The sequence below is a fragment of the Oceanobacillus sp. FSL K6-2867 genome, from assembly GCF_037963145.1.
Taxonomy (GTDB): Bacteria; Bacillota; Bacilli; order Bacillales; family Amphibacillaceae; genus Oceanobacillus.
In genome coordinates this window covers 3,422,692-3,442,955 of the sequence record NZ_CP150144.1, presented here as the reverse complement: position 1 = coordinate 3,442,955, position 20,264 = coordinate 3,422,692, and the positions used below count along the sequence as shown (strand labels likewise).

Annotated in this window: 20 protein-coding genes; 5 read left to right on the top strand and 15 right to left on the bottom strand. The window is 37.8% G+C overall.

Annotation, left to right across the window (positions count from 1 at the left end; translation table 11 throughout):
- Nucleotides 1-9 precede the first annotated feature (9 nt).
- From panC to NSQ77_RS16580, 8 genes are all read right to left on the bottom strand, one after another.
- Complete coding sequence (gene panC / locus NSQ77_RS16615) at nucleotides 10-879, bottom strand: pantoate--beta-alanine ligase (RefSeq protein ID WP_339227159.1); 870 nt, start codon at nucleotides 877-879, stop codon at nucleotides 10-12.
- 12 nt (nucleotides 880-891) lie between these two features.
- Nucleotides 892-1,722, bottom strand: coding sequence for a 3-methyl-2-oxobutanoate hydroxymethyltransferase (gene panB / locus NSQ77_RS16610; RefSeq protein WP_339227157.1), 831 nt, complete (start codon nucleotides 1,720-1,722; stop codon nucleotides 892-894).
- A 137-nt stretch (nucleotides 1,723-1,859) separates the two neighbouring features.
- Nucleotides 1,860-3,278, bottom strand: a complete 1,419-nt coding sequence (locus NSQ77_RS16605) for a hypothetical protein (RefSeq protein ID WP_339227156.1) — start codon at nucleotides 3,276-3,278, stop codon at nucleotides 1,860-1,862.
- A gap of 175 nt (nucleotides 3,279-3,453) precedes the next feature.
- Nucleotides 3,454-4,245, bottom strand: coding sequence for a putative hydro-lyase (locus NSQ77_RS16600; protein WP_339227155.1), 792 nt, complete (start codon nucleotides 4,243-4,245; stop codon nucleotides 3,454-3,456).
- A gap of 167 nt (nucleotides 4,246-4,412) precedes the next feature.
- Nucleotides 4,413-5,378 carry a biotin-dependent carboxyltransferase family protein gene (locus NSQ77_RS16595; protein WP_339227154.1) on the bottom strand — a complete coding sequence of 322 codons (966 nt, stop codon included), beginning with the start codon at nucleotides 5,376-5,378 and terminating at the stop codon, nucleotides 4,413-4,415.
- Entirely contained in the window at nucleotides 5,379-6,143 is a 765-nt protein-coding gene (locus tag NSQ77_RS16590) for a 5-oxoprolinase subunit PxpA (protein ID WP_339227153.1), read from the bottom strand.
- 14 nt (nucleotides 6,144-6,157) lie between these two features.
- The gene (gene pxpB, locus NSQ77_RS16585) at nucleotides 6,158-6,880 is read right to left on the bottom strand and encodes a 5-oxoprolinase subunit PxpB (RefSeq protein WP_339227152.1); all 723 of its coding nucleotides are present in this window, start codon (nucleotides 6,878-6,880) and stop codon (nucleotides 6,158-6,160) included.
- 76 nt (nucleotides 6,881-6,956) lie between these two features.
- The gene (locus NSQ77_RS16580) at nucleotides 6,957-8,183 is read right to left on the bottom strand and encodes an NRAMP family divalent metal transporter (protein ID WP_339227151.1); all 1,227 of its coding nucleotides are present in this window, start codon (nucleotides 8,181-8,183) and stop codon (nucleotides 6,957-6,959) included.
- 439 nt (nucleotides 8,184-8,622) lie between these two features.
- On the opposite strand from NSQ77_RS16580, the gene NSQ77_RS16575 reads away from it, so the two are divergent.
- Nucleotides 8,623-9,135 carry a GbsR/MarR family transcriptional regulator gene (locus NSQ77_RS16575; protein ID WP_339231049.1) on the top strand — a complete coding sequence of 171 codons (513 nt, stop codon included), beginning with the start codon at nucleotides 8,623-8,625 and terminating at the stop codon, nucleotides 9,133-9,135.
- A gap of 106 nt (nucleotides 9,136-9,241) precedes the next feature.
- Here NSQ77_RS16575 and NSQ77_RS16570 read toward each other — a convergent pair whose 3' ends face one another.
- The gene (locus NSQ77_RS16570; RefSeq protein ID WP_339227150.1) at nucleotides 9,242-10,408 is read right to left on the bottom strand and encodes a toxic anion resistance protein; all 1,167 of its coding nucleotides are present in this window, start codon (nucleotides 10,406-10,408) and stop codon (nucleotides 9,242-9,244) included.
- A complete protein-coding gene (locus tag NSQ77_RS16565) occupies nucleotides 10,405-11,049 on the bottom strand; it encodes a 5-bromo-4-chloroindolyl phosphate hydrolysis family protein (RefSeq protein WP_339227149.1) in 645 nt (214 codons plus the stop codon). The genes NSQ77_RS16570 and NSQ77_RS16565 overlap by 4 nt, the downstream gene beginning before the upstream one ends.
- Nucleotides 11,050-11,564: 515 nt before the next feature.
- On the opposite strand from NSQ77_RS16565, the gene coaW reads away from it, so the two are divergent.
- Nucleotides 11,565-12,365 (top strand): type II pantothenate kinase, encoded by an 801-nt coding sequence (gene coaW, locus NSQ77_RS16560; RefSeq protein ID WP_339227148.1) that lies wholly within the window; start codon nucleotides 11,565-11,567, stop codon nucleotides 12,363-12,365.
- Between the two features lie 20 nt (nucleotides 12,366-12,385).
- On the opposite strand, the gene NSQ77_RS16555 is transcribed toward coaW, so the two are convergent.
- Nucleotides 12,386-12,658, bottom strand: a complete 273-nt coding sequence (locus tag NSQ77_RS16555; protein ID WP_339227147.1) for a DUF3006 domain-containing protein — start codon at nucleotides 12,656-12,658, stop codon at nucleotides 12,386-12,388.
- A 133-nt stretch (nucleotides 12,659-12,791) separates the two neighbouring features.
- Between NSQ77_RS16555 and NSQ77_RS16550 the strand changes: the two genes are divergently transcribed.
- The 3 genes from NSQ77_RS16550 to NSQ77_RS16540 all read left to right on the top strand — a co-directional run bounded on the left by NSQ77_RS16550 (nucleotide 12,792) and on the right by NSQ77_RS16540 (nucleotide 16,081).
- Nucleotides 12,792-14,000, top strand: a complete 1,209-nt coding sequence (locus tag NSQ77_RS16550; RefSeq protein WP_339227146.1) for an MBL fold metallo-hydrolase — start codon at nucleotides 12,792-12,794, stop codon at nucleotides 13,998-14,000.
- A gap of 15 nt (nucleotides 14,001-14,015) precedes the next feature.
- Complete coding sequence (locus NSQ77_RS16545; RefSeq protein ID WP_339227145.1) at nucleotides 14,016-14,273, top strand: DUF3006 domain-containing protein; 258 nt, start codon at nucleotides 14,016-14,018, stop codon at nucleotides 14,271-14,273.
- 371 nt (nucleotides 14,274-14,644) lie between these two features.
- A complete protein-coding gene (locus NSQ77_RS16540; RefSeq protein ID WP_339227144.1) occupies nucleotides 14,645-16,081 on the top strand; it encodes a dipeptidase in 1,437 nt (478 codons plus the stop codon).
- A gap of 71 nt (nucleotides 16,082-16,152) precedes the next feature.
- On the opposite strand, the gene NSQ77_RS16535 is transcribed toward NSQ77_RS16540, so the two are convergent.
- From NSQ77_RS16535 to NSQ77_RS16520, 4 genes are all read right to left on the bottom strand, one after another.
- Nucleotides 16,153-17,028: a superoxide dismutase gene (locus NSQ77_RS16535; RefSeq protein WP_339227143.1), complete on the bottom strand. Its 876-nt coding sequence runs from the start codon at nucleotides 17,026-17,028 to the stop codon at nucleotides 16,153-16,155.
- A gap of 81 nt (nucleotides 17,029-17,109) precedes the next feature.
- Nucleotides 17,110-18,225, bottom strand: coding sequence for a M20 family metallopeptidase (locus tag NSQ77_RS16530; protein WP_339227142.1), 1,116 nt, complete (start codon nucleotides 18,223-18,225; stop codon nucleotides 17,110-17,112).
- A complete protein-coding gene (locus NSQ77_RS16525) occupies nucleotides 18,191-19,264 on the bottom strand; it encodes a dipeptide ABC transporter ATP-binding protein (protein ID WP_339227141.1) in 1,074 nt (357 codons plus the stop codon). Before NSQ77_RS16525 ends, NSQ77_RS16530 begins: the two co-directional genes overlap by 35 nt.
- Nucleotides 19,261-20,244: an ABC transporter ATP-binding protein gene (locus NSQ77_RS16520; RefSeq protein ID WP_339227140.1), complete on the bottom strand. Its 984-nt coding sequence runs from the start codon at nucleotides 20,242-20,244 to the stop codon at nucleotides 19,261-19,263. The genes NSQ77_RS16525 and NSQ77_RS16520 overlap by 4 nt, the downstream gene beginning before the upstream one ends.
- Nucleotides 20,245-20,264: the final 20 nt, after the last annotated feature.

The window sequence follows — 20,264 nt, the reverse complement described above, 5'->3', positions numbered from 1 at the left end:
TAATCACTCCTAGTTAATATAGCGATCAATTCGTTCTCCATTTTCGTTTAAGATTAGATTATCGATTAGTCTCGCCTGTTCATAATAAACAGCAGTAGCAAGAATCACGGGTTGGTTAATGGTTGAAACCTTTTCTAATGAAGGGTAACTTAACAATTCTGCATAGTCAATTTTCCCAGAGACATTACTTTCCAACGTCTTTATAACTTCATCGATTACTTTTTTTGGATCTTTTTCTCCATTTTGAATTAATTGGTGCCCTTTTTGTAAGGACTTGTAAATCCAAACGGCTTCTTTTCTTTCATCTTCCTTTAAGTTAACATTACGGCTGCTTTTTGCTAGTCCATCAGCTTCCCTGACTGTTGGCATACCAATCAACTCAGTTGAAAAATTTAAATCTTCTATGAGCGCGTCAACTACTGCTACTTGTTGTGCATCTTTCAAGCCAAAATATACTTTATCGGGAAAAATAATATGGAATAATTTTGTTAAGACTGTAAGAACTCCATTAAAATGCCCTGGACGAGAGCGGCCACATAGCACATTTGTCCGTTTTTCAATTCCCATTTTTATCATCATTGGGGTAGGGTACATTTCACTAGGTGCAGGGATAAACAAAATGTCGACTCCTGCTTGTTCAGCAAGAAGTGTATCTCTGTCTTCATCTCTAGGATAAGTTTCATAATCGTCATTAGGTCCAAATTGCAATGGATTAACAAAGATACTAGAAACTACGAGATCATTTTCTTGGGTCGCTTCTCTCATTAAACTAAGATGTCCATCATGAAGAAAACCCATTGTGGGAACAAAACCAATCTGCTTCTCTTTATACTGTTTACATAATTGTTTCATCTCTTTTATAGTACGAATTACTTTCATTGACTTCTCACCTTATTCTATTTCAGGTAGTATATGTGGATCTTTTATAAAGAAAGAATGTTCATCTGCAGGAAAATTTCCCTGCTTTACGTCCGATATATAGGCTGTTAATGCTTCTTTTCCACTTGTATTAAAATCACTATAAGGGTTAACAAATTTAGGTAACCGGTCGACACCATATTCCATAACGTCATGATAGACAAGAACTTGGCCGTCACAATTCACACCTGCCCCAATACCAATAGTTGGAATTTCGATGGAATCTGTAATTATTCCAGCTAGTTCTTTAGGAATACACTCTAGCACAAGAGCAACTGCTCCGTGCTCAGTCACTTTTTTTGCATCATTTAATAATTGTTTCGCTTGAGCTTTTTCCTTCCCTTGAACTTTGAATCCTCCAAGTACGTTGACAGACTGTGGAGTCAAACCTAAATGAGCTACAACTGGTATTCCAGCTTCCGATAATCGTTTGATTAAGATGAGAATTTCATCTGTTGCCCCTTCGACTTTTATTGCTTGAGCATTGGTTTCTTGGAAAATTCTAGCACCGTTGCGCATGGACTCTTCCAATGAGAGATGATAGGACATAAAAGGCATATCAACTACAGTGAAAGTATTTGGTGAACCACGTCTCACTGCTTTCCCATGATGGATCATATCATCTACTTTAACCTGAACAGTAGAATCATAACCAAGTACCACCATCCCTAAAGAATCCCCAACAAGAATCATATCTATTCCAGATTGTTCTGCATGTTTAGCAGAAGGATAATCATAAGCTGTAATCATTGTAATTTTGTCCTTATTCGCTTTCATCTTTCTAAGATCTATAACATTTAGCACAATAAAAGCCCCCCGTTGCAATAAAAGTAATTATATTTGTATAATTGTAAAACATTATACAATAAAGATAGGAAAGATAGTAGAGAGATTGATTATTTTCAACTTCATTGCCAATTTTATAGATTCAAAGAAACAAACTAAAAGCTCCCCAAATAAACCCTTACCTGTACATATCCCATAACCAACACATACATCACAACAGCAAATTTCCAATTAAATTGAATCCCATTTTTAAAACCGCTTAGTCCATTTTGTCCACTCAGCATAATAATTGGCATAATCACTGGTGAAAGCAAAATGGAAATAGAGCTGCCTAACGTAATTGCCAATACAATTAACTCTGGAGGATACGGAAGATGGATACTTTGCAATATACCAGCTACCAGCACCATTACTGTGAGCGGCCCAAGTGCTACAAATCCCAATAGAATCACCATAAACGGAAGAAAATACAATAAATTCAAAAATGGCAGCATCTCCTGTAAAGAGTAAATCCCATTCACAACAAAGCTTGCAAATTCAGTTTGATTAAGTGCAAAAATGAGAAACCCTGCTCCAAGCATGACACAAAGCTGATAGGATTGCTTTGCCATATCTGTTCTCACATAGCTTTTAGCTAAATCAAATAATTTGTTCATTCGTCCTTTAATCATATAGTAAACGACAATCCAGACCATAACGACCAATGGGATTAAAACAAGCAGCTCAATTGCTACTATAAAATTCAAGATGAATATTGAACCAAATAACGAAACAAACAGAACAATGAATTCCTTCACATTCCGATGCATCTCTTTTTTATTTAAAGTGTGACTTAGAAGCTCTGCGATTTCAGTTTTTAATCCAGCTGTCAAATTTACCCCATACTTTTTTTCTTCCGATTTTGAAAATAAAAGTGCGACAAAAATTCCACAAATTGAGACGATTAATCCCTGAATAATAGAAATGCTTAATGATGCATTCATCGTTTCTACAACGTAGGCAAAACTGGGAATACTAATAACCCATAACACCGAAAGTGAGAAGCCCCGTAAAAGAGCAGTCCCTTTAAAATGTTCCCACACTTCTCCTTTTTCATCTTTTAAAATCATATTTATAAACTGATACATCATTGCAATCGAGCCAAACAGCAAAAAATAAGCAATAATTTGAGTAAACGAGATTATACCAAAGTAGAACTTACGGCTAGTATTCAAGAAGCGATGCGCAAAGCCCATTATCGCTTCCAGAAAAGGTTCTTCACGAAGCACCCAGCTAATCATCGGCACAATGACAAGCAGACCAATGATATTTCTCATTTGTAATAAACCATTCCAAAGTCCTTCTATTAAAGAAGTCTCAGAGAAAAATAAAATCATAAATCCAATAACAAACAATGAAGAAGGCATTTTTATATTGGGTGGTGTATACCTGACAACAGTTCCTATAAAAATCCCAATTCCACTGATGGAAAGTATTTTTAACAGCCATTCATTTTCATAAAAATATGTAAAGAAATGCAAAACCGTAAACGTTATAATCGAAACCGTTAAACACCAGTTAATCACATTTTTCATCGTAATAGCTCCTACATAATATGTTAATGTTTATTCTTTCATAATTTTGTCAATTCGTCTATAGGCTCCATATGGACAGGCTTCCATATTATTTTTAGCCATAATAAAACTGCTTATCTTTAGATAATTAATCAAGATAAGCAGTTCAAAAACACATATTTATACCCTTGCAAGCCTAGATCACTGCATGTTCGTCATCTTTGACATCTGTGATAAACATATGTCCAGGTGCATGGGTAATTACTAATTCGGGCTTACTTGCCATAACAGCTGCCTGAGGGGTTACACCACAGCCCCAAAATACAGGCACTTCACCTTCATGAATGGTTACAGCATCCCCAAAATCTGGTTTATCTATTGCGTCGATGCCAATTAAGCTTGGGTCACCAATGTGTATTGGTGCTCCATGCACAGAAGGAAAACGAGATGTAATTTGTGTCGCCCGAATTGCTTCTGCAGGCTTCATCGGACGCATGCTAACAACTACTGGTCCCTGAAAAATACCAGCTGATTCACAGGCTATATTTGTTTTATACATGGATACATTTCGTCCTTCCTCAATATAGCGAATTGGAATACCATTTTCAAGCAGCGGTTTTTCAAATGTAAAACTGCAGCCGATAAGAAAGGAAACAAAATCATCCTGCCAGTAAGATGTTATATCTGTAACTTCCTCAACAAATTCTCCGTCACGATAAATGCGGTATTTTGGAAGGTCGGTTTTAATATCTCCATCTGGCGCAGTCTTTTGAGGTATAGACGAACCAACATCCGTAACCTCAATCAGCGGACAAGTTTTCGGGTTTCGCATACAGAACAATAAAAAGTCATATGCGTATTTTTTCGGTAAAATAACAAGATTGGCCTGTGTATAACCGGGTGCAAGACCTGTCGTCGGCTTTGTCCATTCTCCTTTTCGAATTAACTCTCGAATTTCATTTATCTTTTCATTACGATCATTAACCACTGAATCACTTCCTTTTATTCAGTTTACAAAAAACTCTACATCTATTAAATCTCATTCCATTACTAGATGCCTCTTCCCCTGTTCTCATAATGAGGAATAAGAGAGTGCTAAGTTAGGCATCTAATTCTGTTCAGCTCCATTACATTCTTGACAATCATATTCATTTCCTATCCTGCAACACCTGTCTCGAAACTCAAACATCGCAACAAACGCTCACGCTTAACATAAAGCATTTGTGCTTCTTCCACACCGATTGCCTCAAATTGCAGCTCACTTCCTGTATACTTCTGAGCTACAAGCGGCAGATCAACAGAAATAACTGTCCCAATCCTTGTATATCCACCAGTTGTTTGGCGATCAGCAAGCAGAACAATAGGCTGACCATTTGCAGGCACTTGAATCGTACCAGCCATCACTGCATCTGATAAAATATCTGCACCATGCTGATGAGTAAGTTCTGCTCCTTCTAAACGATACCCCATTCGATCCGATTTCGCGGATACTTTGTAACTTGCTGAAAGAAATTGCTTGATAGAATTGTCTGGAAAGGCAGCTTGATCTGGACCTAGAACTACACGAATTTTTTCCGCATTTTTATAATTAGGTATAAATTTGGAAGATAGTCCTTTACCAGAAACACTTCCCAATGGAAGATGAGATGGACCATTAGCTAGACGATCTCCTTTTTGCAAATATCGTCCTTTAAAACCACCTATCGCAGCTTTGGTATAGGTAGACCTGCTCCCCATAACAAATGGTGTCTCTATACCACCTGCAACAGCAATATAAGCATAGGCACCGTCTTTAGGTTGTCCAAAGGTAATAACTTGGCCTTTTTTGACGGCAACAGATTTCCAACCTGGGAACTGTTCTCCATCTAGCTTAGGCGATAAATCTGCTCCACAAATAGCTAGTACAGTATCTTCAAGGATGCGGAGCTCAGGGCCCATGATCACAATCTCCAATCCCGCTGCATTTCGCCGATTTCCTACTAACATATTTCCAACCTGTAATGCGAAGCTATCCATTGCTCCTGAGACAACAACACCAAACGCCTGAAATCCAGTTCTTCCAAGATCTTGCACAGATGTTGCTAAACCTGGCTTTACAACTTCAATAATTGTATTACTCATTTACTTCCCTACTCTTTTTATAATAATTCCATTCTCTGTTAACACTGTACATAAACGTTTTGCAAACTCCAAGGACTTTGGCTCGTCTCCATGAATGCAGATGGTATCTGCATTGATTGTAATGTCTGAGCCATCAACCGCCTCTACTTTTCCATCCTTTATCATTCGAATAACACGGCTTACTGCCTCAGTCGCATCTTCAACCATTGCATTTGCAAGCGTTCGTGGGGTTAGTGAACCATCCGGCTGATATGTGCGATCAGCGAATACCTCTTCAGCAACAGGTATACCTGTTTTTTTCCCGGCTTTCACTAACTCACTTCCTGCAAGTCCAAACAAAATAAGATTTGGGTCAATTGCATAAACTGCTTCAGCAATAGCTTGAGCAATTTCTGGATCTTTTACAGCCATATTGTATAATGCACCGTGTGGTTTCACATGATTCAATTCATTGTGATTAGAGCGGGCAAAAGCCTGGAGTGCCCCAACCTGATAAATAATGAGATTATAGATCTCTTGCGGGGCTATTTTCATAGGACGGCGCCCAAATCCAATTAAATCCGGAAGTCCTGGATGGGCACCAATTCCCACCTTCTTTTCTGCTGCCATTTTTACCGAATGCTGCATTACATTATAATCTCCCGCATGGAACCCACACGCAATATTGGCAGAAGAAATATAGTTCATCACTAAATCGTCCGAGCCAATTTTATAAGCTCCAAAGCTTTCTCCTAAATCACTGTTTACATCAACAAAATAAGTCACGCCCTAAAACCTCCTTACTCCATAAATGTTTCCACATAAGGAATAAACGTTCCTGCATTCACTTCTTTCTCAATCACTTTATACTCTTCCTTACCAATTGGTATAAAACGAATATAATTACCTGCTCGTAAAAGAATTGGAGACGAGTCGTTTGGATCATATAATTTCACAGGTGTTCTTCCAATAATCTGCCAGCCACCAGGAGATTCAAGTGGATAAATTCCAGTCTGTTCTCCTGCAATCCCTACAGATCCAGCTGGAATTGCTGCACGAGGACTTTCTAATCTTGGTACTGCAATTTCATTTGACATTCCCCCAAGATAAGCAAACCCTGGGATAAAGCCCATCATATAAATTAAATAGTCTGCACCTGAATGGACGGAAATCACTTTTGATTCATCGAGGTTATGGAAACGGGCGACTGCCGCTAAATCCGGTCCCTTATCCCCTCCATAACAAACTGGAATATGCATGATTTCTGCAGGTGGAAGTTCCGTATCAGAAAGTCTGTTCTGCAGCTTCTCTATTTGATCCACCAATACCTTATATAAAATCGTATATGGATTATATACGATAGTAACCGCTGTGTACGTTGGAATCCACTCTATTACACCTGGTATTTTTTCCTTCTCCAATAACATACAGAAGCTACGAATTTGTTGGTTTATTTCTTTTGATATATGTTCACCAAATTGAACCCGTAAACCTGTATCCCCAAAAGCACTTATTTGAAACATACGTATCCCACCATTAAAATTAATCATTACTATAATATATTAAACGAAGTTATATCATAAGAATACTATTACGCTATTAGAACAGTTGCGGTATTGTTTGAAACAGCGTTCTAACCCCAAGAAATGTTGTCAATACAACTATAATTATACCAAAAACCGTCAACCATACAGGATGTTTATAATCTCCGACAATTCTTGTATTATGTGCAGCAAGCAGGATAGACCCTAAGGTCAATGGCAAAATTAAACCATTTACAGCACCAGCAAATACAAGTAATGTAGCAGCTTGACCAATAAATATAAAAATAATAGTTGATACTAATATAAACCCAATGATCCAATAGCGATAATATTGGTCAATTTTTTCGTGGAATGTCCGCAAAAATGACACGGAAGTATATGCCGCACCGATAACGGAAGTAATCGCTGCAACCCAAAGCACAAGCCCGAACATACGATAGCCGAATTCACCTGCAGCATGTAAAAATACAGTTGCAGCCGGATTATCCGGATCCAGGGATATACCAGCTGAAACAACGCCAAGCACTGCTAAAAATAACAAAATCCGAACAGCAGAAGCAATTATAATTCCCATGATGGATGTTCGATTTACTTCAGGAATACTTTCCTTACCTGAAATTCCCGCATCCAATAAACGATGCCCACCAGAAAATGTTATGTATCCTCCAACTGTACCACCGACAATTGTGATAATCGCGTAAAAATCAAGCTCCAACGGTACAAAGGATCGATAAATTGCTTCCCCAACCGGTGGCTGACTCACAAACATTACATAAGCAATTAATAGAATAAGCAGTGCCCCAAGCCATTTCACAACTTGGTCCATTGCAGCTCCTGCTTCCTTTGATAAAAATATAAAAATAGCAATCCCTGCTGTAATTACAGCACCAATTTTAGGATCGATTCCAAGCATAGCATTGCTTCCAAGTCCTGCACCACCGACATTTCCTATATTAAACGCTATCCCGCCAATTACAACAAATAACGCTACAGCAAATCCTAACCCCGGCAAAACTGCATTGGCAATCTCCTGACCACGCATTTTTGAAACGGCAATAATTCTCCATACATTAAGCTGTGCACCGATATCTAATATAATCGAAACTAAAATAACAAAACCGAAACTTGCCAATAGCGCTTCTGTAAAATACGCTGTTTGAGTTAGAAAGCCTGGTCCAACCGCAGAAGTCGCCATTAGAAAAGCAGCACCAATTAACGAGTTTCTCCTGCTTTTCCTGTCTTTCTCTGTCATCACTTGATGACCTGTATTTTTATCTGTCATGATGTCACTCTCCTTGTTGAAATACCACAGGTTGATTGTCAATTATTGAATGAAATGAATGAAAGATTTTATTATTATAGCACAAAACATATTTTTGATAACTTCTGAACTAATTATTCGTTAAAGGAAATTTAAAACTGGTGCTTCCAACTGAAATAACATGTATACATCCGATAAGTATTGAAAATTATATAAATAAAATTAAACTTCTATCATTTCTTGCAATTTAAATTTTATATACTGAATAAAGTTTATAATTTTTATAAATAATAATGATTAGAATTAATACAAGCTATAGTTTTCGATTAAATTCTTACATTTACTCTTATTTACGCTATAATATAAGAGTTTAACTTTTTTACATTCTGTGGTAAAGTGACTTCATAAAGTTGAAATTTGGTAGGTGAGGCCATTGCAAGAGCAAGCATCTTTAAAATTGATGCAAATTGAAGATAAATTTATTGAAAACATTGCGGATAATATGCGGATGTATGGTATTTCTGCAACTGTCGGCAGGGTGCTGGGCATTATTTATATTAATCGAAATCCAATGACATTGGACGAGCTATCAGAAGCTACCGGAATGAGCAAAACAAGAATGAGCCAGGTTGTTCGTGAAATGGTAGATCATAATATTGCTGAGAAGGTATTTGAAAAAGGTGTTCGAAAAGACATTTATAATGTGGAGCAGGATTATTACCAAACCTTTATTTCTTTATTCACATCCGGCTGGCAGCGTGTAATTAAACGCAATAAGTTAGTAGGTAAAAAGTTATCAGCCGAATTAGCAAATCTTCTTGAAAATGAAACAATAGATGAAGAAACAGAAGCTAAAATTAACGACCTGCTGAATGAAACGAAAGAATGGCTAAACTATTTTGACTGGCTTAATCGTTTAGTTGAGTTCTTTGATAGTGGTGAAGTTTTTAATCATGTCCCTAAAGAGAAATAATCAGCAACTAAAACGGTTTTCTAAAGAAACATCCTATTTTTAACAAGCCAAAGCTGTTGATTTTAATTAAAACCAACAGCTTTATTTTAAGAAATTATAATTGTGCTTATCGTAATTCTAACAACTTCTGCTTTAATTCTTCCTCCATGCCAATCAGCTCTTGCTCTGCTTGATTACGTTTCGTACGTCCCTCAGTTTGAATTTGAATTGTTTCCTCGATTGTAGAAACTAAATGCTCCTGTGTCTGCTTTAATGTATCAATATCAACAAGCCCGCGTTCATTCTCTTTTGCCGTTTCAATTGTATTTGTTTTTAACATTTCCGCGTTTTTAAGCAATAATTCATTTGTTGTTTTCGATACTTGCTTTTGCGCTTCTACCGCATTGCGCTGACGTAAAAGCGTTAATGCAATCGCAACTTGATTTTTCCATAACGGAATAGCTGTTAAAATAGACGATTGAATTTTTTCAACAAGTGCTTGATTTATATTTTGAATCAATCGGATTTGTGGAGCAGTTTGCATCGTAATTTGTCTGCTTAATTTCAAATCATGCGTCCGTTTCGCCAAACGATCAGCAAATTGCATAAGATCGTTCACCTTTTGAAAATCCATTTGACTTTGACTAATCTCTGCTTTTCGCTTTACTTCAGGAATTAATTTCGTTTCCATTTCTTCAAGCTTCACTTCACCAGCAGCAATATAAATATTCAATGCATCATAATAATCTCTATTTTGATCAAATAGCTGTTCCAGCATGCCGTTATCTGTAATCAATGCATCTTTGCTGCGGTCCAGCTTCACTCGGATCCGATCGATTTGTGCACCTGTCTTCTGATACTTTGAAAGTATCTCATTAACCGTACCAGATATTTTGCCAAACATACGAGAAAGCAAACCACGTTTTTCCGGACGCAGCTCGTCCGGGTTAACTTGCTCAAGTTTCTTCATTAAATCACTTAAAATGGAACCAATTTCGCCAATATCCTGTTTTTGCACATGTTCCAGCATGCCGTGCGAAAAATTTAATAGTTTTGATTGTGCTTCTGTTCCATATTGTGCAATCGAACCGTTATTATTCGGATCAATCTGTTCTGCCAATTGGATTGCCCGTTCTTGATTTTCTTTCGATAATGTATGGATCAATTTCTCAGGTTTATCTGTATCTTGAAATGATAATGAATCTGATGATGGATGTGTTGGCTCACTCCCAAATGGATTTGCTAATATATCATCGATTGCTTGTGAAGGCTTTTGTTGATTATGTTCACTCATTTCATCATCCCCTTGCTGTTCTTATTCATTCGATGAATGGACTGCTTTGCAACATCAAGTTCGAAATGTAACGTATCCATATCATCATTTAGCATAACATGCAAATCTTTTTTTATCGTTTCGCCGAGCGTCGAAATTGTTTGGCGTGTTTCTCTCAGCGAGGTTTCCATCTCTCGTGTTTTGGCTGGCTGTGCTGCCAAAAAAGCATACTTTTCTGCGAGTTCAACAAGAGAGTCCAAATGATTATAAAAGAATCCTTCCGCTTGATAGAAACGGTTTGGATCCCGCTTTGCATTTACATATATTTTTTGTGCTGTACGTGCAATTTCCAAATTCCGTTTAGCATCCTGCAGTGTTCGAACACGAAATAATGCTTTTTGCAAACGGGAGACCTTTTGCTTTGCTTCTTTTAAATTTGATTCAATGAATTTATATTCTCTTCTTGTTAACCCATTCTTTTTCACATACCGATAATCTAAGATTTGCTTGGTAGTAATGAAACATACAATACCTCCCCCTGCTGCAATCAGACTTGATATCAATAATGTTTGACTAAACGCAAAAAAGCTAACAAGCCAAGCCAATACAATACCAGTAAAACCAAGCATGGATTGGATTATAAACTGTAAAAACGCCCTCAAATCCATCAACTCCTATATAAAGTGAAACTTCATTCAATTCGGGGCTCTTCCCCCTGCCTGATTCTTAGTAAAACAGATTCAGGAATTTACGGTATTCTCCCTGCTATCCATTTTTTTCACCGTTAATGCATAGTAAAATCCCGAAAGGAAATCATTTAATAGATGTTCTCTCCTACTATTATACTATTACGTTAAACAGTCGCAATAGGTTTCAATTTTTTATTCATACCATTATGCTACAAGTTTTAGCGAAAGTCCCGCCAAATAAAACAATCAAAGTAAATTTCATACAAAATGTTTATGCATGAATTGTCTAATGGAGAAATTGTAATTCTTAAAAAGCAGAAGCCTCTGGTTAGTAACGTGCAGGGGTGAAAGAAGTTTCGCTGGAGCAATACCTGATTGATTAGGTAATCCAGTTTTGTTGTTTTCATACGAAACGCTCATTTTTCAAAAATAATCGTTTAAGGTATGCTAGTAGAAAGTAAATAAAGGACAAAGTGAGGGATTATACGATGGAAAAAATCGGAATTGATGCTGGAGGAACGTTAATAAAAATAGCCTATGAAGAACATGGCAAGCTTCATGTTAAGACATATTCTATTCAGGAAAAAAATGAGCTGCTGCAATGGTTAAAGTTTATTTCTCCTGGTGCTGTATTACATGTAACTGGAGGAAAAAATAATTTAATTCCGAACCTGCCAAGCCAAAAAGCCCATTTTATAGATGAATTCCAATCCCTTCTTGAGGGTACACGTTATTTAATGAACATAGAAAAGCAACCAAGTAAAAAAGATTATCTTGTTGTGAATATCGGTACGGGCACATCGATTTTTCATGTAGCCCATCATAAAATTGAGCGACTATCTGGAAGTGGTGTTAGTGGGGGTACATTGATGGGGCTAGGTTCAATAATTACAGGAAAAAGTACATTTCAAGAACTGATTGCTTTAGCTGAAAAAGGGAACCATGAAAACAGTGATTTATTAGTGAGGGATATTTATGAACCAAATGAGCCGCCTATTTTTTGGGATCTTACTGCAGCTAATTTTGGTAAAGTCAATCACCATAAAACATCAGAAAAAGCAGATCATATGGCTGCACTTATTCAATTAGTAGGAGAAATTACAATATCACTCGCTGGTCAACTTGCATTACACAAAAATATCCATAAGATTGTCTTTATTGGCAGTGCGCTGAATGGCAACAGACCATTAAAAAATGTATTAAGCAGTTTTCAGGACAAGCTATCCTATAAGGCAATCTTTCTTGATAAAGGAGCCTATGCTGGAGCTATAGGTGCTTTACTTGCTTGATTTCCATATATTCATCGACATCATTTCTTAATATCAGAATAAATTTCAAATCGGAGCCACATGTTGGCTTCGATTTCAGATGGCAAAAGCTTTCTGTTGACAATTATTTCTTCTCCTAATTCCTCAATTAATATGACAGCTTGATTATTTTCAAATCGATCGATTACTCCGATAAACTTCCTCCCTTTTTCCTCATAATAATGATTGCTTGCCACTACATATACAATAAATCCACATATGAATAGCAAGGCAACAATGCAATGCATCTTTTTACGATTAAGATTAAGTGTCATTTTTAGCCACACCGCCTATAGTATTTTTTCACGTCCAAATAACACATGCCAACTATTTTGGATAAAGTTTCATAGATTTCCTTGCTTCTATTTGATACCCTTACTTGAGAAAATACTTTTTGGGGGTTAACAATTGAATAGAAGATTTTTACTAACTTTGATTTTCATCATCTTTTTAACTGCTTGTGGGCAGACTAGTAATCAGACAGATCCATCATCCATTGCAGATCGTGCACATGATGATCAATCTACTTCGATTGCAGATAATAGCGATGTTTCAGAACCAGATAAACCCTCTCCCCACTCCGATTTAGAAGTTCATTACATGGATGTAGGCCAAGCAGATGCCACACTTTTCCGCTATTCGGATGCGGAAAAGTCGTATACCATCCTTTTTGATACAGGTGATTGGAAAGGTGATGAGGTCGTAAATTATCTAATGGCACAGGATGTCTCTGCAATTGCCCTTATCGTTGTCAGTCATCCGGATGCTGATCACATCGGTCAATTAGCTGATGTTGTTCAAAGTTTTGATGTTGGTGAGGTTTGGATGTCTGGAAATGAAAGTTCATCTGAAACCTTCAGGAGTGGTGTCGAAGCTGTTATTAATAGTGATGCCGATTACCATGAGCCTAGAACAGGGGAAGAATATGAAATTGGCCCTCTTGATATTACCGTTCTTTACCCAGATACAATTACTGGAAAGTCAAATGAAGAATCCATTTCATTACTGCTCACATATGGCAGCACGAAGTTTTTATTTACAGGTGATGCAGGAAGAAGTGACGAACATAACATCATAAACAGCGGAATCGATATAGGGGCGGATATTCTTCACCTCGGTCATCACGGTTCAAATACATCGAGTGACCCTGCTTTTATAAATGCAGTTGATCCAGAAATTGCAATCTATAGTGCAGGTGTTAACAATAGCTATGGACATCCGAGTGAGGACGTAGTCTCATACATCAAGAATGCAGGAATAAAACTGTATGGAACCGATAAAGACGGAACAATCATTGTCAGTTCGGATGGAGAAAACTATCGTATCGAAACAAACAAAGAGAAGCCGGCATCTAATTCCGATATACCAAATAATTCAAATCATAACGCGGATAAAAATGACGATGGAGAAGACCGAATAGCTGACAATTCCTGTGTCAATATTAATACTGCAAATGCCGTAGATATTCAAGCAATTATTCACATTGGCCCTGAGCGAGCTGCTGAATTAATCGATTTAAGACCATATGATACATTAAACGACTTAACGCGTATTCAAGGAATAGGGCCAGCTAGAATGACAGATATACAGGATCAAAGTTTAGCTTGCTTAGATTAACAAGGAGGCTTTCACATGAAAGGAATACTAGATCGATTTGAAGGAGACAAGGCAGTTATTTTAATTGAAGAAATGAAGGAAGAATATATTGTAAACCGAAGTGCGCTTCCGAAAGGCAGTAAAATCGAAACCGTATTTACTGTTGAAAAAAATCAAACTACATACAACATAAAAGGAATTGATACATCTAACACAGAAGCTTTAGCACAACAATCGTCTGATTTAATGGCAAAGCTTAGGGCAAAAAGCAGGGGGAGCAAATTCAAAAAGTAAAGCTATGATGGATAAAAGGTTAGCTTGATTATGTTAAGAACTTAGCTAACCCTTTAACCAAGCCTCTATGGCTAGTAAGGTGAACTGCACCACTGGCAGAGTTCTATTAAATTTCTACATTTTTCTCAACCAATACCTATTATAGGTAAAAGGTAATAATAGTTCAATACGAAAAGCTAAACGTTACTAAATCTTGGTTATCTGCACTTTTCTTTTTATAAATCAAATATGTGTATAAATTACCATGGCTCATTCAATATGGATTTTCTCGGAAATGACAGTCCTGTAATCTTTCTGTACAATGAGATTAATTCTATATACATCTTAAAATTTGATAGATTTTGTCTCATTCTCTGAAAGGAGTTTCAGCAATGCCCACTACTTTATTCTGGCTGCTCATTACAATGCTATTAACCTTCCCTGCTGCATGGGGCACGCTGGATAACTTTTCTATCCAATTAAAGCACGAACCTACTGAAAATACGGATAGTATACATAATAAAGCGATAATTGTTGATAGTCATATCGATACAATGATGAATGTATTGGACGAAAACATTTGGCTGCCAAATGTCGATATCGGAAAGGATACTCCCCTTCATGCTGATATACCAAAGCTTAAAAAAGGTGGAATAAATGTAGGTTTTTTCGCAGCGTTTACAGAAGGTTATTATGACAATAATCCCCGTAGTATCAGCCGCACACTCGCATTAATCCATGCACTCTATTGGATGGAGGAACATAATCGGGACCATTTTCAAATTGCAAAGACAGCATTTGAAATTTGGGATACGGTACAAGCAGGGAAAATTGCAGCAGTTCCTACAATAGAAGGCGCCTATTCTTTAGAAGAACATAATGCTATTGAATTGCTTCATCAATATTACGACCTCGGTATTAAAGCCATTGGTTTTAATTGGAACTATTCTAACGCACTAGGTGAAGGTGCGAATAAAATATATGGAGATCCAGCCAGAACCCCATCAAGTGGCGGACTAACTGATCTCGGTGTGCAGGTTGCAGAGGAAATGAATAAACTAGGCATGATTATTGACGTGTCACACATGTCAGAGAACACGTTTTGGGATGTGTTAGAGGTCACCGATGCGCCTGTCATGGCAACACATTCCGGTGTAAAGGCACTAAAAAACCATCAGCGCAACCTGACAGATGAGCAGCTGCTCGCTCTTGCTGAAAATGGCGGTGTTATAGGAATCGTGTTTTATCCGGCATTTTTAACGGATAATCCATCCGCCTATGTTACCAATATCGCTGATCATATTGATTATGCTGTCGATTTAATTGGGATTGATCATGTTGCACTTGGTTCTGACTTTGACGGTTCGGATATGCCCTCAGATTTACAAAATGCAAGCGAACTCTATAAAATTACGGATGAGTTAAAAAACAGAGGGTACTCTGATGAGGATATCGAAAAAATCCTTGGAAAAAATACGCTTCGATTATTACAGGAAGTTGAAAATGCCGCAACTATAAACGCATATGCAAAAGAGTTAGATATCAAAATGACTCCGGAATTTAAAATGGGCGAAATAGTTGAAGAAACAATGCCGACTTTAAAAGCGAATATCGATGCACCTGCGGATACAATTGAAAATTTGGATTTCCAGATTATTGTGGATGGTGTTGCCTACGAAGCGGATTACAATGGAAATACCTCCATATTATCATTTAAACTAACAGAACCTTTAGTTGAGCATTTTCATGTTGTAACATTTGAAGCCTCAGACAAAAATGGAAATGTTCAACGAGCTACGCGTATTTTTTACTTGAACAAGGATACATAAACAACATAAAGTTAAAAAGAAAATATCAACAGCGATTAGAATCCTGTTGATATTTTTAAGCGTTTATTCTGCTAAGCAAGTTTCCAGCGTAGCGTTTTTGCCTTTTGATACCGGTCTGCAACTGCTGGCCAATTGACGACATTCCACCATGCTTCAACATAATCCTTTTTCTCATTTAAATACTGCAAATAATAAGCATGCTCCCATACATCAAGGACTAATAATGGAACAATATCTTGCTGGGAAAGGTTTTGGTGCTTTTCGGCTTGTAAAATTTCCATTCTCCCAGACCTTGGTGCCCAAACAAGCATTGTCCAGCCTCCGCCCTCCACTTGGTTGGCCGCTTGTGTAAAGTGCTCCTTGAATTGTTCAAAACTTCCAAAGTCACGCTCAATTGCTTGAAGCAATTCTCCTTGTGGTCTGCCGCCTGCATTAGGCGCCATAATCTCCCAAAATATCGTATGCAAATAATGACCAGCGCCATTAAATGCAGCCTCTCGCTCCCAATGTTTAATGATGTCAAAATCACCTGTCTGTCTCGCTTCTTCCATTTTTAGTTCTGCTTTGTTCAGACCATCGACATAGCTTTGATGATGCTTGTCATGGTGCAAATACATAATTTCCTTTGCGATATATGGCTCTAATGCATCATAAGAATATGGCAGAGGCGGCAAACGATGCCCTCCTATCGGAACAAATGGCTGTCTTCCCTCAGAACGTTCAAACACTGCATTTTGCTCATACAATGCATAAACTTCTTCTACTAATCCTGAGATGTGCTCCTCGTCAATATACTCCCTTGCTGCGTTTGCAAACGTGTTTTCAAATTGGGCTATTATCCGAGAAAACGCTTCTTTTGCATGTCCTTCAAAATGCTGTAAATCATGCTCGAATTTCCCCTTGTTTTCCTGATACCATTTCTGCACTTCCAATAAGTATGAATTCATAATTCCCTCCTGATTCCCATGATGATACTATCGTATGTGTAAATTGCCTATACGTTCCTGCTGACTCTGCCCCCTTATTTATTAGGAAAGTCTTGATATTGTCTCAGCCAACAGAAAACATCTTTCCGTTAATGAATGAATCTCCAAATACTCGTCCTCGTTATGAAGACCACCACCTATTGGGCCAAGCCCATCAATGGTTGCCACTCCTAAATTAGCTGGAAATGATGCATCAGAACCACCTCCAGTATGAACAGCTTTTAATTCTATACCTATTGAGTCTGCAACATCTTGAACCACAAGCAAAAGTTTCTTGTTTGCTTGGTTTAATTCGAGAGGCAGGCGATTTATTCCGCCCTTTAATGTAATATTTGTACCTTTTATATCAGGTGTAGCGCATATCTTTTCAATTTGTTTTCTTACATATCTTGCTTGCTCTCGACTTGTAATCCGGACATCTATCATCCCTTTGGCCTCAGAAGGGACAACGTTAACTGCTTCCCCGCCTTCAATCATACCGACATTGATTGAAATACCTTTTTGGGCATTATTCAGCTGCTGCAGCTTAATAATCTTATGTGCAAGCTCTTCGATTGCACTTTTTCCATCTTCAGGTGAGACACCAGAATGTGCTGCTTTGCCTTTCACAGATAAAATATACTTGCCACCCCCACGCCTTGCTGAAACAATCGAGCCATCTTGCCGTGCTGGTTCCATAATTAATGCATACTTCTTCGTTCTGGAAATTTTCTCAATCAGCTTTTTGGATGTCGGTGATCCGATCTCTTCATCACTGTTTAAAATAATCGTTATATTTTTATATGCATTGTTAGGCTGCTGATAGAGTGCTTTTATTGCATATAACAGTGTTACTAGACTTGACTTCATATCAATAACACCTGGTCCATATGCGCGGCTTCCCTTAATAGTAAAGGGGCGTTCACGTACTGTTCCCTCTGGAAAAACAGTATCCATATGTGCAACAATTAAAATATCTGTTTTTTTATTTTCATCGTATTGTATGACTACATTGTTTCCATATAATTTATTCTTCTTAATCGTAATCTGAAAACCCATCTCTCTAAATTGATTTATCAATATTTCCGCTACTTTATCAACACCTTTTTTATAATAGGAACCACTATCAATGTTAACTAATTGCTCAATTAAACCGAGCATCTCCTTTTTTTGATTCAAAATGTACGTCTCCATGATGATTTCCTTCCCTTGGATGGACAATCCCTTTCCCCTCCCTTAAGGGATAGTGACACGCTGCAAAGTGCCCGGATTCTTTCTCCTCAAAAATTGGTTCCATTTGGGTACATAGCTCTCTAGCATATGGACAGCGCGGATGAAAAACACAGCCTGAAGGTGGATGGACTGGATTTGGGATATCTCCTTTTATTAATACTCTATGTTCTTTCAAATCCCGTTGTGTGGGGTCTAGTACTGGAATTGCTGATAATAGTCCCTCCGTATACGGGTGCATCGGCTTTATAAATAGCTGTTCTTTTGTTGTCAGCTCAACAATTTTCCCCAAATACATAACAGCAATACGATCGCTTATATGTTTTACAACAGGCAGTCCATGGGCAATAAAAAGATAAGTTATTTGAAACTCCTTTTGAAGCTTTACAAGCAGATTTAAAATTTGCGATTGGATAGATACATCAAGAGCAGATACAGGTTCATCACATACAATTAGCTTGGGATTCAAGCCGATAGCGCGGGCAATTCCGATACGTTGACGCTGTCCACCACTGAATTCATGTGGAAAGCGATTTGCATAGGTTCGTTTAAGTCCAACAGTTTCCATCAGCTCAAGCACGCGGTTTTCAAGTTCTTTTTTGGTTAATGACTCATGAGTACGAAGTGGTTCTGCAATTAAATCAAATACACGCATTCGTGGGTTAAGGGAGGAATAAGGATCCTGAAAGATAATCTGAATGTCTGATCGTTTCTTTCGCAATGCTTCCCCTTTTAATTTCGTAATATCCTCACCTTCAAAATAGATCTCTCCTGCGGTTGGTTTTAATAGCTGAACAATCATATTGCCTATTGTGGATTTGCCGCACCCTGATTCTCCAACAATCCCGAGTGTTTCTCCAGCCTCAACAAAGAAACTAATATCATTTACTGCTTTTAAATCATTTTTACTTCTTTTTAAAAAGCCACTTTTAACTTCAAAATATTTCTTTAATCCCTTCACCTCAAGTAAATGCTCTTTCCTTATCAAGTTCCTTCCCCCTTTCCTTCATGCAGCCAGCATCGAACCATATGTCCCGGTTTAATCTCGATTAATTTCGGGTGAACAGTTCTGCAGGTTTCCATAACCCACGCACAACGGTCTGCGAATCGGCAGCCGATTGGATAATCAATTGGATTTGGTACAGAGCCAGGAATAGATACCAGTTCCTCTTTTAATTCATGCACTTTTGGAGTACTGGCGAGAAGTCCCTTTGTATATGGATGTTTCGGATGCTTAAATAACGTAAAGACATCTGTTTCTTCAACGATTTGACCACCATACATAACGATAACTCGGTCCGCCATCTCAGCAACAATACCTAAATCATGCGTAATCAGCAGGATTGATGTTTCGAATTCAATAATTAATTCTTTCATTAAATTTAATATCTGAGCTTGTATGGTGACATCAAGTGCTGTTGTTGGTTCATCCGCGATTAATAATTCTGGGTTGCAAGATAATGCCATCGCAATCATCACCCGTTGTCGCATTCCTCCGCTTAAAGCATGCGGATAGGAATGAAACACCTTTTCAGGTCTTGGGATGCCAACCTTTGTCAGCATCTCAATCGCCAGCTTCTTTGCTTCTTTCTTACTTTTATGTTGGTGCTCGATAATAGATTCCGAAACCTGATTCCCCACGGTAAATACTGGATTTAAAGAGGTAAGTGGCTCTTGGAAGATCATTGCGATTTTATTGCCACGTATTCCTCGCATTTTTTTCATGGAATAGTCTGCTAGATTATGTCCTTCAAATAAAATCTCCCCGGATTCAATTCGGCCTGGCGGAGCAATTAAACGCAATAGCGATAATGAAGTAACACTTTTGCCTGAACCAGATTCACCTACAATCGCTAGTATTTCCCCTTTGTTAATCGATAAGGATACATCATCAACCGCGGGCACAGTTCCATCTTCTGTATGAAAATAGGTCTTCAGATTTTTAATGTGAATGAAAGGTTCTCTCATTTATATTCCTCCCTATCGGT